The organism is Acidocella sp. C78 (genome assembly GCF_907164655.1).
In genome coordinates this window covers 1-12,707 of the sequence record NZ_CAJQZK010000103.1, presented here as the reverse complement: position 1 = coordinate 12,707, position 12,707 = coordinate 1, and the positions used below count along the sequence as shown (strand labels likewise).

The 12,707-nt window shown below is 68.7% G+C and carries 10 protein-coding genes, 1 other RNA gene and 3 pseudogenes; 6 read left to right on the top strand and 8 right to left on the bottom strand.

Features of this window, described 5'->3' with window-relative positions:
* Positions 1-233: 233 nt before the first annotated feature.
* Positions 234-1,212, bottom strand: a pseudogene (locus ACIDOCELLA78_RS96145) (Gfo/Idh/MocA family protein).
* A 91-nt stretch (positions 1,213-1,303) separates the two neighbouring features.
* Here ACIDOCELLA78_RS96145 and secD point away from each other — a divergent pair.
* The 3 genes and pseudogenes from secD (at position 1,304) to ACIDOCELLA78_RS96130 (ending at position 4,424) form a co-directional block, all read left to right on the top strand.
* Positions 1,304-2,883, top strand: a pseudogene (secD, locus tag ACIDOCELLA78_RS96140) (protein translocase subunit SecD).
* A 10-nt stretch (positions 2,884-2,893) separates the two neighbouring features.
* Positions 2,894-3,874 (top strand): protein translocase subunit SecF, encoded by a 981-nt coding sequence (gene secF, locus ACIDOCELLA78_RS96135; RefSeq protein WP_201729822.1) that lies wholly within the window; start codon positions 2,894-2,896, stop codon positions 3,872-3,874.
* 79 nt (positions 3,875-3,953) lie between these two features.
* Entirely contained in the window at positions 3,954-4,424 is a 471-nt protein-coding gene (locus ACIDOCELLA78_RS96130) for a DUF3775 domain-containing protein (RefSeq protein WP_201729821.1), read from the top strand.
* Between the two features lie 107 nt (positions 4,425-4,531).
* Here the strand turns inward: ACIDOCELLA78_RS96130 and ACIDOCELLA78_RS96125 are convergent, their stop codons facing one another.
* The 6 genes from ACIDOCELLA78_RS96125 to ffs all read right to left on the bottom strand — a co-directional run bounded on the left by ACIDOCELLA78_RS96125 (position 4,532) and on the right by ffs (position 9,262).
* On the bottom strand, positions 4,532-5,239 hold the full coding sequence (locus tag ACIDOCELLA78_RS96125) for an SGNH/GDSL hydrolase family protein (RefSeq protein WP_249676828.1): 708 nt from the start codon (positions 5,237-5,239) through the stop codon (positions 4,532-4,534).
* The gene (locus tag ACIDOCELLA78_RS96120; RefSeq protein ID WP_249676825.1) at positions 5,232-6,335 is read right to left on the bottom strand and encodes an OpgC domain-containing protein; all 1,104 of its coding nucleotides are present in this window, start codon (positions 6,333-6,335) and stop codon (positions 5,232-5,234) included. The genes ACIDOCELLA78_RS96125 and ACIDOCELLA78_RS96120 overlap by 8 nt, the downstream gene beginning before the upstream one ends.
* Positions 6,335-6,925, bottom strand: a complete 591-nt coding sequence (gene recR / locus ACIDOCELLA78_RS96115) for a recombination mediator RecR (RefSeq protein WP_201729818.1) — start codon at positions 6,923-6,925, stop codon at positions 6,335-6,337. Before recR ends, ACIDOCELLA78_RS96120 begins: the two co-directional genes overlap by 1 nt.
* Before the next feature lie 25 nt (positions 6,926-6,950).
* Entirely contained in the window at positions 6,951-7,274 is a 324-nt protein-coding gene (locus ACIDOCELLA78_RS96110) for a YbaB/EbfC family nucleoid-associated protein (protein ID WP_201729817.1), read from the bottom strand.
* The gene (locus ACIDOCELLA78_RS96105) at positions 7,274-9,133 is read right to left on the bottom strand and encodes a DNA polymerase III subunit gamma/tau (RefSeq protein WP_201729816.1); all 1,860 of its coding nucleotides are present in this window, start codon (positions 9,131-9,133) and stop codon (positions 7,274-7,276) included. Before ACIDOCELLA78_RS96105 ends, ACIDOCELLA78_RS96110 begins: the two co-directional genes overlap by 1 nt.
* A gap of 31 nt (positions 9,134-9,164) precedes the next feature.
* Positions 9,165-9,262, bottom strand: an RNA gene (ffs, locus tag ACIDOCELLA78_RS96100) — signal recognition particle sRNA small type.
* 78 nt (positions 9,263-9,340) lie between these two features.
* Between ffs and nudC the strand changes: the two genes are divergently transcribed.
* From nudC to ACIDOCELLA78_RS96085, 3 genes are all read left to right on the top strand, one after another.
* The gene (gene nudC / locus ACIDOCELLA78_RS96095) at positions 9,341-10,252 is read left to right on the top strand and encodes an NAD(+) diphosphatase (RefSeq protein ID WP_201729815.1); all 912 of its coding nucleotides are present in this window, start codon (positions 9,341-9,343) and stop codon (positions 10,250-10,252) included.
* Positions 10,253-10,342: 90 nt separating this feature from the next.
* Complete coding sequence (gene wrbA / locus ACIDOCELLA78_RS96090; protein ID WP_201729814.1) at positions 10,343-10,942, top strand: NAD(P)H:quinone oxidoreductase; 600 nt, start codon at positions 10,343-10,345, stop codon at positions 10,940-10,942.
* A gap of 108 nt (positions 10,943-11,050) precedes the next feature.
* Positions 11,051-11,980: a tartrate-resistant acid phosphatase type 5 family protein gene (locus ACIDOCELLA78_RS96085; protein WP_201729813.1), complete on the top strand. Its 930-nt coding sequence runs from the start codon at positions 11,051-11,053 to the stop codon at positions 11,978-11,980.
* A gap of 168 nt (positions 11,981-12,148) precedes the next feature.
* Here ACIDOCELLA78_RS96085 and ACIDOCELLA78_RS96080 read toward each other — a convergent pair.
* Positions 12,149-12,707 (bottom strand): annotated as a pseudogene (locus tag ACIDOCELLA78_RS96080) (hypothetical protein); the annotation flags it as partial.

Sequence of the window (12,707 nt, the reverse complement as noted above, 5' to 3'; positions counted from 1 at the left end):
AAAGGCGCTTCCGGCATGACCACCATGGCCATGAAGGTGCGGCCACGTATGCGAATCGTCGGAAGCGGAAGCACTGTTTCAGACACGTGAAGGACGTAGCGGCAGCCGGCTTCGCGCGTCAACAACGGATTTCGAAATGTCCAGTCGCCAGCGTAACGATGAAGGATCGGGCGGGGGTTCCGGTTCATCCGAAAGGCTGAAGCCCGGCGGCTCCGGCAGCGACCCGGCGCGCCTCAGCGCCGCGAGATCAAGCCCGACGCCTCGGCCCGCGCCCGGCTTTCCATGATCGAACGGCCAACGCCGATCGCGGCTTCGAGCGCGAGCCGCCCCGCCTCGGCATCGACGAGCACCGGCGCCCCATCAAGGCAGGCGGCGTGGAAGGCCGCGTGCTCGCGGCGAGCGCGTCGTGATCCTCCCAGCTCGTCTCCTCGATGCCGAACGCCTCGAACCCCGGCATGCGCAGCCCGCCTTCCTGCCCCGCCCGACCAGGCTGAGCCGGCGCGCGGCGAAATCGACGGCCAGATATCCGGCCTCGGAGAAAATCCGCATCCGCCGCTCGGTCTTCATCGAGATGCGGCTCGCGGTCACGGTGGCGACGCAGCCGTTGGCGAAGCGCACGCGGGCGTTGGCGATGTCCTCATGCGCGCTGGCCACCGCGGCGCCGACCGCATCGATGCTCTCGATCGGCTGGGCCACGAGGGCGAGGATCAGGTCGAGATCGTGGATCATCAGGTCGAGGATCACGGACACGTCGGTGCCGCGCGGCTTGAAGGGCGCGATCCGCACCGCCTCGATGTAGAGCGGCTTGCCCATCCGCGCCGCGACCGCGCCGTGGGCGGCGGAAAACCGCTCCAGATGGCCCACCTGCAGCGCGAGCCCGCGCGCGCGCGCGAGACGGCCCAGCTCTTCCGCCTCGTCCACCGTCGCGGCGATCGGCTTTTCGACGAGAACGTGGCGCCCGGCCTCAAGCGCGCGGGAGGCGAGCGCGAAATGGGTATCGGCGGGCGAGGCGATGATCACCGCCTCCGCCGCCGCGATCAGCGCATCGAGCGGGAGTGCGGCGCAGCCGGCCTCCGCTGCCACCGCGCCGGCGCGGGTCATGTCGGGGTCGGAAACGCCGACGAGGTCCGCCCGCGTGGCGGCCGCCGTCTTCAACGCATGGTAACGGCCGAAATGGCCGACCCCGATCACCCCAACCCGAAGTTTGTGCATCGCGTTTCGTTCCTGACAGAAGCGGGCTTGCACCGGCAAGCCGAGGCCGCCATACCACCCATGCGTCGCCGTTGGGAGCCCTTCGCCTGTCATGCTTTACTTCACGCGCCTGAAAACCACCCTGATCGTGCTGTTCTGCGCGGTGGGCGTGCTGCTCACGCTGCCGAACCTGATCAAGCGCCCGGCCCAGTCCATTCCCTGGCCGCAGATCCATCTCGGGCTCGACCTGCGCGGCGGATCGTATCTGCTGATGCAGATCGACATGAACGCGGTGGTGAAGGAGCAGCTCGCCAACCTGACCGACGAGGTGCGCCACACCCTGTTGCAGGCCGATATCGGCTATACCGATCTGGGCGGCGATGTCGCGGGGCGGCGGGTGCAGTTCAACCTGGTCAAGCCGGCGGATGCCGCAAAGGTGCGCCAGCTGCTTGCGAAGCTCGTCTCGCCGGTGGCCGCCGCCGGCGGCGCGCCCGACCTCGACGTGAAGGTGACGGATGCGGGGGCGGCAACGCTCACCCTCTCCCGCCCGGCGCTGATCGCCAAGCAGACCCAGGCCATCGCCCAGTCGATCACCATCATCGGCCGCCGCATCGATGGCAGCGGCGTGGTCGATCCGCAGATCGCGCGGCAGGGCGCCGACCAGATCGTCATCCAGCTCCCCGGCGTGTCCGACCCGAACCAGATCAAGAAACTGCTCGGCAAGACCGCGCACATGACCTTCCACATGGTCGCCGAGGACGTGAACCCGGAGACCAAGACGCCGCCACCCGGCGTCGAGATCCTGCCGATGAGCGATCGCAGCGGCCGCAAGCTCGCGATCCGCTCGCGCGTCGCGGTCGACGGCGCCGACCTGACCAACGCCCAGGCCGGGCAGGACCCGCAGAGCGGGCAATGGGTGGTGAACTTCACCTTCAACAGCGTCGGCGCCCGCAAGTTCGCCGACATCACGACCCATAACGTCGGCAAGCTGTTCGCGATCGAACTCGATCACAAGATCATCGAGGCGCCGGTCATCCGCACGCCGATCGTCGGCGGGCGGGGCAGATTTCGGGCAGCTTCACCGCCAAGAGCGCGTCCGACCTCGCGCTGCTGCTGCGCGCGGGCGCCCTGCCCGCCCCGCTCAAGGTGGTCGAACAGCAGAGCGTCGGCCCGGAACTCGGAGCGGACGCGATCCGCGCCGGTATCGTTTCGCTGGCGGTGGGCTTCGTGCTGGTCATCACCTTCATGGCGAGTTTCTACGGCCTGTTCGGCTGGTTCGCGAACATCGCGCTGGTGGTCAACCTGCTGCTGCTGATCGCGGTGCTGTCGCTGATGGGGGCGACGCTGACGCTGCCGGGCATGGCGGGCATCCTGCTCACGCTCGGCATGGCGGTGGACTCCAACGTGCTGATCAACGAGCGCGTGCGCGAGGAGGTCAAGCTCGGCCGCAGGCCGCTCGCCGCACTCGAGGCCGGCTACAAGCGCGCCTACAGCACCATCATCGACAGCAACGTGACCACGCTGCTCGCCCACATCATGCTGTTCATCTTCGGATCGCCGCCGGTGCGCGGCTTCGCGGTGACCATCTGTGTCGGCATCATCACAACCCTGTTCACATCGACCGTGCTGGTCCGGCTGATCACGGCGCGCTGGTATGTCGCGCGCCGCCCGGCCGCGCTGCCGGTTCTCTGAGGCCCGCGACATGAAGTTCCTCACCCGCCCCGCCTTCCGCCTGGTGCCGGACGGCACGCGCATCCAGTTCATGAAGGGACGGTTCATCGGCCTCGCGGTCTCGGCCATCCTCTCGACCGCGTCGCTGATCCTGTTCTTCCATCCCGGCCTCAATCTCGGCCTCGATTTCCGTGGCGGCGTCGTCATCCAGGTGGCGACCCCGCAGACGCCGGATTTCACCAGGCTGCGCGCGGAACTTGCCGCGGCCCACCTGCCCGGCGCCTCGCTGCAAAGCTTCGGCGGCGACAAGGGCGTGCTCATCAGCCTGGAGTCGCAGGACAACGCCAAGGATACGCAGAAATCCCTCGCCGCCGCGGAAGGGGTGGTGAAGCAGAACCTGCCGGGCGCCAAAATCCTCTCGACCCAGGCGATCGGCGCCTCGGTCTCGGCGACGCTGTTCCAGCAGGGGCTGATCGCGCTCGGGATCAGCTTCCTGATGATCCTCGTCTATATCTGGTTCCGCTTCGAGTGGCAGTTCGCCGTCGGCGCGGTGGCGACGCTGATCCTCGACGTGACCAAGACGATCGGCTTCATGGTCATCACCCGCCTGCCCTTCGACCTCGTCACCATCGCCGCGATCCTGACCGTGATCGGCTATTCCACCAACGACAAGGTGGTGGTCTATGACCGGATGCGGGAGAACCTGCGCAAATACAAGACCATGCCGCTGCGCGAGCTGATCGACCTCTCGATCAACGAAACCCTCAACCGCACGCTCGGCACCTCCAGCACGGTATTCCTCGCCGCCCTGCCGCTCGCGCTGTTCGGCGGCGCCTCGCTCTCCGGCTTCGCCTGGGTGATGCTGTTCGGCATCGTCGTCGGCACCTCGTCGTCGATCTATATCGCGGCGCCGATCCTGCTGCTGCTGGGCGAGCACCGGCTGCGCCGGGGCAATCCGAAACTCGCCGACGATCCGACCGTGACCAAGGACACCGCGCGGGCCTCGCGCTGACATCTTCGCCTTCCGGAGGGGTTCAAACCGGACGGCGCGATGCACAGATGCGGAGTCGGACCGATGAGGAGACTCCGCCATGGCCAACCCGGATCGTGACCGCAAGCGCGTGATCGACACCGAGGAACCCGAGCCGGTTCCGCTCGACATCGCGCCCGAGCATGTCGCGTTCATCATCCTCAAGGCGCGCGCCGCCGAGGCGCAGGTGCCGCCGGTGGAGCCGGAGGAGGAAAGCCCGGCCGGCACACCCCCGCCCGAGGAAGAGACCGACATGCTGGACGAGCAGGCCCCCGATGACAGCGAGGCCGAATTGCGCGAGGCGATCGATCAACTCTCCGACGAAGCGGCGGTCGACCTGCTGGCGCTGTTCCTGATCGGCCGCGGCGATTTCGCCCGGGAGGAGTGGGACGACGCCCGGGCCCAGGCGGCCGAGCAGATCGATGGCAGCCTCGCCGGCACCCTACTCGGCGAGGCCGGCCTTGGCGACATGCTCGAAGAAGGGCTGAATGCGCTCGGCTACCGGCCCGAGGCGCTCGAACCCGACGCCTGAACGCCAGAGCGCTTTCCGATCCATCAGGATCGGATGCAGTGCTCTATCATATTGATACCCAGAGCATCTTTATCCGATCAAATGACTCCATCTGATCGGATGATGCTCTATTTCACCGCGGCGACGATCGAATCGGCCAGCGCCGCGGCGGTGCAGGCATAGCCGCGGTCGTTCATGTGCATGCCATCCGCGGCGAGAAAACCGGCGGGGGCGGCGCCGGCGCGGGCCCAGGCGCGCATCAGCGCATCGCGCGAGAACAGCCCGACCCGGTAGCGCCGGGCGAGATGGGCGAGCGCCGCGTTGATCCGCGCATTGTCCGGCGCGCTCAGCAGGCGGCGCGAGCGCTGGTTGTCCATCAGTACCACGTCGAGATCGGCGGCGCGCAGCCGGCGCAGTCCCTGCTCGACCAGAGCCGTGAACCGGTCCGGCGATTCGCCGCGCATCGCTGCGTTGGCGCCGACCTGCCAGATCACCAGCGCGGGCCGCAGGGCAAGCACGTCGCGCGCCATCCGGCGGTCCTCGCGCAGCGCATCCTCGCCGCCGATGCCGCGATTGATCACGCTGATCTCGGCATCCGGCAGGCGGTCGCCCAGCTCGTCCTGGAGCATCGCCGGATAGGAATCGCCGATATCGTGCGCCATCGCCCCCCAGGTGGACGACGACCCGATCGCGGCGATCACCACCGGCTGGCCGCGATGGATCGCCGCGCGCAGATGCGGCAGGCGCAGATATTGCGCCGGCACGGCCGGGCAGGCGGGTGCCGCGGCGGCGACGCCGGCCCAGGCGAGCACGAGCGCGAGAACAAGACTATGCAACGGACGGTTTGGCATCTTTCACCCTGTACCAGGCGGAGAGCGCGGCCACGCCGAGCAGGGCGGCGAGGCCGGCGAGGTTGACGACGACCTGCATCGCCCAGCCATGATCGGTGTCCATCACGATCCGCCCGGCGTAGGAGAGCAGGATGCTGGCGCAATAGGTCGGCAGGCCATACTGGCCGATCAGGATGAACACGCGCGACAGGCGGGCTTTCAGCAGCCGCGCATCGGCGCGCAGATGGCGGGCGGCGAGCCAGGCCAGCGACAGGATCGAGACCAGCCGGTAGGGATGAAGCCCGGTCTTGTCGATATTGCGGACCAGCGGCCGCAGCGCCGCGGGGATGTGCCGGGCGAGCGAGGGTTCGAGCCAGGTGGTCAGCAGGATCGCGAAGCCGACCAGAAGCAGCAGCACCGCGGCGATGTCGGTCGCAAGGCCCGGCAGCGCCGGCCTGCCGTGGCGGGAGAACAGCATGCCGAGCACGAAGAGCAGCTGCCAGGTGAAGGGGTTGAAGAACCAGCCATGGCCGCCGTGGGTCGGCAGGTTCCAGCCATGGATCCGCGCGCCGGCATAGAGTGCCACGCTGAGCGCGAGCAGCGTGCGCGGGAAGCGCAGCATGAAGAGCAGCGGCGCCAGCCCGCCCATGATCGCGACATAGAGCGGCAGCACGTTGAGATAGGCCGGCTGGTAGAGCAGCGGCACCGCCTCGATGATCGCCGCGAGCGGCTTCGCCGCCAGATGGTCGATGCCGACGCCGGAGAGATATTGCGGCCGGCCGAGCCAGGTTGCGGCGAAGGCGACCTGGGCGGCGAACAGCACGAAGAGGAAGATATGCGCGATATAGAGCGTCCACGCCCGCTTGAGCATGTCCGCCGAGGCGGAGAGCGGCCCGGCGCGGTCCAGCTTGCGGCCATAGACGAGGGCGGCGGCGAAGCCGGCGAGCAGGATGAAGATTTCCGTCGCGTCGTTCAGCGCGAGGTTGCGCACGGTGAAGCGGGCGAGCGTGTCATGCGGGATGTGATCGAGAAAGATGCAGAACAGCGCGATGCCGCGGAAGAAATCGACCCTGAGGTCGCGGCCGTCGCGAATCAGCGGCATCATCCGGCGGCGCGGCGGGCGGAGAGAGCGAGGGCGAGCGTGCCCTCGTCGAGGATTTCGATGCTGCCGCCGACGGGCACACCCTGGGCCAGCCGGGTGACGCTGGCGCCGCAGGCGGCGAGGCGTTCGGTGAGGTAATGGGTGGTCGCCTGACCATCGACGGTGGCCGGCAGGGCGAGGATCACCTCGCGCACCGACCCGTCGAGCCGGGTGAGCAGCCGGTCGATCCCGAGTTCCTCGGGGCCACGGCCGGCGATGGCCGAAAGCAATCCGCCGAGGATGTGATAGCGGCCGCGATAGACGGCGGTACGCTCCAGCGCCCATTGGTCCGCCACCGACTCGACCACGCAGATCAGCGGCTCGCGGGCGATGTCGGCGCAGATGGCGCAGGGCTGCTCGGAGTCGAGCCCGCCGCAGGTCGGGCAGACCGCGACGCGCTGGCAGGCGGCATCGAGGGCGGCGATCAGCGGCAGCAGGCGCTGCTCGCGCTCGGCCATCAGCTTCAGCACGATGCGCCGGGCGGAACGCGGGCCAAGGCCCGGCAGCCGCGCCATCAGCCCGACCAGCCGCTCGATCTCGGGCCCCATCATCGCGGGACGATCCGCCGCTGCGACCTCAGAACGGCAGTTTCATGCCGGGGGGCAGCGAAATCCCGCCGGTTACCTTCTGCATTTCCTCGGCGGCAACCGCCTCCAGCCGCGACTTGGCGTCGCGATGGGCGGCGAGGATCAGATCCTGGAGCATCTCGGCATCGCTCGGGTCGATCAGCTTGGGGTCGATCTCGATCCCCTTCATCTCGCCCTTGCCGGACAGCGTGACCTTCACCAGACCGGCGCCGGCCTCGCCCCGGATGTCCATCGCTTCGAGACGCGACTGCATCTCCTGCATGTTCTGCTGCATTTGCTGGGCCTGCTTCATCAGGCCGGCGAGGTTCTTCATCAGTCGATCTCCATGGCGTCGGCGATGTCGTCGTCGGAAATCGGCGGGACATCGTCGAAGCGGTCATCATCCATCGCGGGCGGCTCCGCAAGGGCGGGCGGCGCATCGACCTCCACACTGGCGATCTTCGCACCGGGAAACGTCTCGAAGATGGCCCTCACCAGCGGATGATCCAGCGCCTCGTCGCGCGCCGTCTCGCGCGCCGTGGTTTCGGCCTCGACCATGCTCGGCGCGCCGGCAGCGCGGGATAGGGCGATGGTCCAGCGCCGCCCGGTTTCGGCCTCGAGAAACCTGGCGAGGCGGGACGAGAGATCGCGTGGCGCCTCGGGCGCGAGATTCAGTTCGATCACCGGCGGGGCGAAGCGCACCAGCCGGGCGTCGTGGCGGAGATGGGCATAGAGCAGGGCGTCGCGCTTCTCGCCGGCCAGGGCGATGACATCCTCGAAGCGGGCAAGGCGCGGGGCGGATGAGGGGGCGGATTCGACCTGCGCGACCGGGGCGTGCGCGACCGGGGCGCCGTTCACCACCGCCCTCGGCGCCGGGCCGGGCGCCGGGGCCGGCGCCGCCCCGCCGCGGATTGTCGCCGCCTCGCCGGCGAGGCGGCGGACGAGTTCGCCTGGCGCCGGCAGGTCGGACACGTAGCAGAGGCGGATCAGGATCATGTCGGCGGCGGCGCGGCGGTCGGTCGCCTGCTCCACCTCGGCGATGCCCTTGAGCAGCATCTGCCACAGCCGGCCGAGAAACGGCACCGACAGCCGGGCGGCGAGCGGCGCGCCGCGGGCACGATCAAGCTCGGGCAGTTCGCTGCCCTCGGCCAGCGCCGGAATCGCCTTGATGCGCGAGAGCGTATGAGCGAGGCCGAGCAGATCCTGCATCACCAGCACCGGATCGGCGCCGGCTTCATGCGCGCGGTCCATCACGCCGAGCGCGCCGGCCGGATCGCCGGCGGCGATGGCGTCCAGCAGATCGAAGACGAGGCTGCGATCGGCAAGGCCGAGCATGTCGGCCACCAGTTCGGCGGTCACCGGCGCGCCCTCGTCGGCGCGGGCGATCGCCTGGTCGAGCAGGGACAGCCCATCGCGCACCGACCCGTCGGCGGCGCGGGCGATGGCTTCGAGCGCGCCACTTTCGGCCGCGACCGCCTCCTTCTCCGCGATGCGGGCGAAATGCGCGGCCAGCACATCGACCGGCACGCGCTTGAGGTCGAAACGCTGACAGCGCGATAGCACGGTGATCGGCACCTTGCGGATTTCCGTGGTGGCGAACACGAATTTCACATGCGGCGGCGGTTCCTCAAGCGTCTTGAGCAGCGCGTTGAAGGCGTTGCGCGAGAGCATGTGGACTTCGTCGATGATGAACACCTTGGTGCGGGCGATCATCGGGCGGAAGCGCGTCGCCTCGATGATTTCGCGCACGTCGTCGACGCCGGTGTTCGAGGCCGCGTCCATCTCCACCACGTCGGGGTGGCGGTCGGCGAGAATGGCCACGCAATTGTCGCAGACGCCGCAGGGATCGGGCGTGGGGCCGCCCTGCCCGTCCGCCCCGGTGCAGTTCAGCGCGCGGGCGAGAATCCGCGCCGTGGTCGTCTTGCCCACACCGCGCACGCCGGTGAGCATGAAGGCATGGGCGATCCGATTCATCGCGAAGGCATTGCGCAGGGTGCGGACCAGCCCGTCCTGACCGATCAGGTCGTCGAAGGTGGTCGGGCGGTATTTGCGGGCGAGGACGCGGTAGGATTCGGCATGGACCGGGGCTGCGGCCTCGGGCAGTTCGTCGTCGCCGAACAGCGAGGGCCCCGGCGGCGGCGGCTCGGACCTGGGCTGATCGTCCGTCTCGTCGTCGTCGAACAGACCGGCCATGCGCCTCCGATGAGCTGGGCAGGAGTGAGAGGTGGGAGACCGGAACCGCGACCCGTGCGGAAACTCGTTGCGGCTGCTGCCTTCCGGCCCTGACCGGGTTGGCGAGGCGCCCGTCCGCGACCGGCCTCCCGCTTTCCATATCTATCCTTTGACGCCGCTTTGCAAGGCCGGCTTGCCGGCGCGCAGGACCAATGCCACCTTCCCGCCATGCACGACATCCCGCCCCCCTCCGCCCTGCTCTACAGCTCCGCCCGGCTCGACCGCGCCAGCCACCGCCGCACCGATGCCGGCTGGCTGGCGGCGGCGCGCGCCGATGCCGGCGCCGGCTTCGTCGCCTACTGGCGCGGCAAGCTGCTGATCGCCGCCGAACCCGAGCCCCGCGCCGTGCTCGACGCTCCGCCGCGCGAGGACGCGAGGGAGAGCGTCTTTCTCGGGCTGATGAACGGCAGCCCGGTTTTCGCGGTCGATCTGTCAGCGCATGAGGCGCCGCTCGATGCGCTGCGCCGGCCGCGCGGCGCGTTTCTCGAACTGCGCGGGCTGACCGCGACGCTGCCGGCCGAGGAAGCCGGGCTGCTCGCCACCGCGCGCGGCCTGCTCTACTGGCGATCCCGCCACAAATTCTGCGGCGTATGCGGCGGCAGCTGCACGCCGGAGCGCGGCGGCCACACCATGCGCTGCACGCAATGCGGCACGGAGCATTTCCCGCGCACCGATCCGGCGGTGATCATGCTGGTGGCGAAGGGCGATCGCGTGCTGCTCGGCCAGTCGCAGAAATTTCCGCCCGAGCGGAACATGTTCTCGACCCTCGCCGGCTTCGTCGAGCCCGGCGAAAGCCTCGAGGACGCCGTGCGCCGGGAAACGATGGAGGAGGTCGGCGTCGAGGTCGGGCCGGTGGCCTATACCGGCAGCCAGCCCTGGCCGTTCCCGGCATCGCTGATGCTGGGCTTCCGCGCCGAGGCGATGAGCGAGGCGATCACGCTCGATGCCGAGGAAATGCGCGCCGCCGCCTGGTTCACCCGCGAGGACCTCGCGAACCGCCATGCGGCCGGATTCAACCTGCCGCCGCGGGATTCGATCGCGCGCAGGCTGATCGACGACTGGATCGCCGAAGCGCGGTGAGCCGGACACCGAATTGTCATCAGATAACGTTTGATATCGAAAGAATTGCGGCGTATAGCGGTCGCATTGCAACCTGACGGAGAGACGGAAATGGCGAAAGTTCTCGTACTTTACTACAGCACCTGGGGCCATGTTGAGACGATGGCGACGGCGGTGGCGGAAGGGGCGAAGGCCGCCGGTGCCGAGGTGGTGGTCAAGCGCGTGCCGGAAACCATGCCCGAAGACACCGCGAAGGCGATCCATGCCAAGACCGAGCAGGACGCGCCGGTGGCGAACCCGGCGGAACTCGCCGATTACGACGCCATCATTTTCGGCACCCCCACCCGCTTCGGCAACATGTGCGGCCAGATGCGCAACTTCCTCGACCAGACCGGCGGCCTGTGGGCCAAGGGCGCGCTGATCGGCAAGGTCGGCTCGGTGTTCGCCTCGACCGGCAGCCAGCATGGCGGGCAGGAGACCACCATCACCTCGTTCCACACCACGCTGTTCCATCACGGCATGATCGTGGTCGGCGTTCCCTATTCCAACCCCGAGCTGACCAACATGAACGAGATCACCGGCGGCACGCCCTATGGCGCGACGACGCTCGCCGGCAGCGACGGCTCCCGCCAGCCGAGCGCCAACGAACTCGCCATCGCCCGCGCCCAGGGCAAGCACGTCGCCGAGATCGCGGCCAAACTCGCCCGCTGACACCCGGGACGGCGCCGCAAGGCGCCGTCCGCTGTCGCCGTCTTGTCATATGACACGGCAGGGACAGCGGGCTAGACGAGGCGCCGTACGACCGACGGAGACACTCCCATGACGATTTCCCGACGCGGTTTCATCGGCACCGGCGCCGAACTCACCGCGGCATCGCTGCTCGCCGCCGCCCCCACGGCACAGGCCGCAGCGCCGGCCCCCTTCAATTTCATCTCGATCGGCGACTGGGGCCGCAATGGCGCCCACCACCAGCGCAATGTCGCACAGGCGATGGCCGACCGCGCCGCATCGGACGCGCCGCGCTTCATCCTGTCGCTCGGCGATAATTTCTACGAGTCCGGCGTGACCTCCGTCAGCGATCCGCAGTGGAAGACCAGCTTCGAGGATGTCTATCACCAGGCGTCGCTGCAACGTCCCTGGAAGGTGATCCTGGGGAATCACGACTATCGCGGCAATGTGCCAGCGCAGCTCGACTATTCGGCGCATTCGCGGCGCTGGCAGCTGCCCGCCCGCTACCATACCCATGCCGAAACCCTCGCGGATGGCACCACGGTCGAGATTTTCTTCCTCGATACCTCGCCCTTCATCCGCAAGTATCTCGGCACGGTGACCGACATTTCCGGGCAAGACCCGCGCGCGCAGCGGGCCTGGCTCGACACGGCGCTCGGCCGCTCGAAGGCGCGGTGGAAGATCGTGGTCGGCCATCACCCGATCTACACCGCGCTCGGCGGCGCGGACCATGACCAGCCGGACCTCATCGCCGCGCTCGAACCGGTGCTGCGCCGGCACGCAGTCAAGCTCTACATCAACGGCCACGATCACTGCATGCAATATGTCGAGATGGGCGGAATCGCCTATGTGACGAACGGCGTCGGCTCGGAAATCTACACGCCGGGCACGCCGAGCCGGGCGGGCTTCGCCCTCGGTGCGCACGGGTTTCTGACCACCTCGGTAACCCACGGAGAGATCAGCTTCGCCTTTATCGACATGAACGGCAAGACCCGCTTCGCCAGGACCATCGCCGCCTAGAGCATCATCTGATCAGATAAAGATGCTCTATTTATCAATACCATAGAGCATCATCCGATCAGATGGAGTGATCTGATCGGATAAAGATGCTCTGTCTATCAATATCATAGAGCACGACACCCGATCCGGATGGATCGGAAAGTGCTCTAATGCCGCGTCGCTTCCGGCTCAGGCGCGCTCGCGCCACCAGCCGGCGGCGACCAGCAGCAACCCCAGGATCGCGCCGGGAATCGCCGGCGGCAGCCTGATGTCGCGCTCGCCCGTCACCAGGCGGGCATGGCGCGGCCGGTAGAGCCCGGTCCAGCCCGGCTCAGGGGTGCGTGCCAGCCAGACGATTCGCCCGGAGCTGCGGTGGACGAGCGGGGCAAAGCGCCGGCTGGTGGCGGCGAGGTCCTCCTGCTCGGCCGGATCCTCGTCCGAAGCCGCGGCGTAGGCGGTGCGCCCGCCCGCCGAAACCCGCCACACGCCGGGCCCGCCAGCCGGCATCGCGGCTTCGAAACGACCCGGCGCGGTGCGATGCAGCGGCACCGTGACCCGCTGCCCATCCGGCGCCGTCACCTCGGCCGTGCCAGGCGGGCCGGCCGGCGCGACACGGCGGATCGTCAGGTGACCGGCGGCGATGGCGGCGTGCAGCTGGCGGGCGGCGAGCGCCGGATCGCCCAGCAGCCAGTGGACCGTGCGCCCGAGCAGCGCCGTCGCCGGCCCCTGCATCGCGCCATTGCCGGCG

What these genes read in the sequence shown, in the direction of transcription:
- wrbA (WP_201729814.1), top strand. Translation starts at nt 10,343, where the DNA reads ATGGCGAAAGTTCTCGTACTTTACTACAGCACCTGGGGCCATGTTGAG.
- nudC (WP_201729815.1), top strand. Translation starts at nt 9,341, where the DNA reads ATGCACGACATCCCGCCCCCCTCCGCCCTGCTCTACAGCTCCGCCCGG.
- ACIDOCELLA78_RS96130 (WP_201729821.1), top strand. Translation starts at nt 3,954, where the DNA reads ATGGCCAACCCGGATCGTGACCGCAAGCGCGTGATCGACACCGAGGAA.
- recR (WP_201729818.1), bottom strand. Translation starts at nt 6,925, where the DNA reads ATGATGGGGCCCGAGATCGAGCGGCTGGTCGGGCTGATGGCGCGGCTG.
- ACIDOCELLA78_RS96120 (WP_249676825.1), bottom strand. Translation starts at nt 6,335, where the DNA reads ATGCCGCTGATTCGCGACGGCCGCGACCTCAGGGTCGATTTCTTCCGC.
- secF (WP_201729822.1), top strand. Translation starts at nt 2,894, where the DNA reads ATGAAGTTCCTCACCCGCCCCGCCTTCCGCCTGGTGCCGGACGGCACG.
- ACIDOCELLA78_RS96085 (WP_201729813.1), top strand. Translation starts at nt 11,051, where the DNA reads ATGACGATTTCCCGACGCGGTTTCATCGGCACCGGCGCCGAACTCACC.
- ACIDOCELLA78_RS96105 (WP_201729816.1), bottom strand. Translation starts at nt 9,133, where the DNA reads ATGGCCGGTCTGTTCGACGACGACGAGACGGACGATCAGCCCAGGTCC.
- ACIDOCELLA78_RS96110 (WP_201729817.1), bottom strand. Translation starts at nt 7,274, where the DNA reads ATGAAGAACCTCGCCGGCCTGATGAAGCAGGCCCAGCAAATGCAGCAG.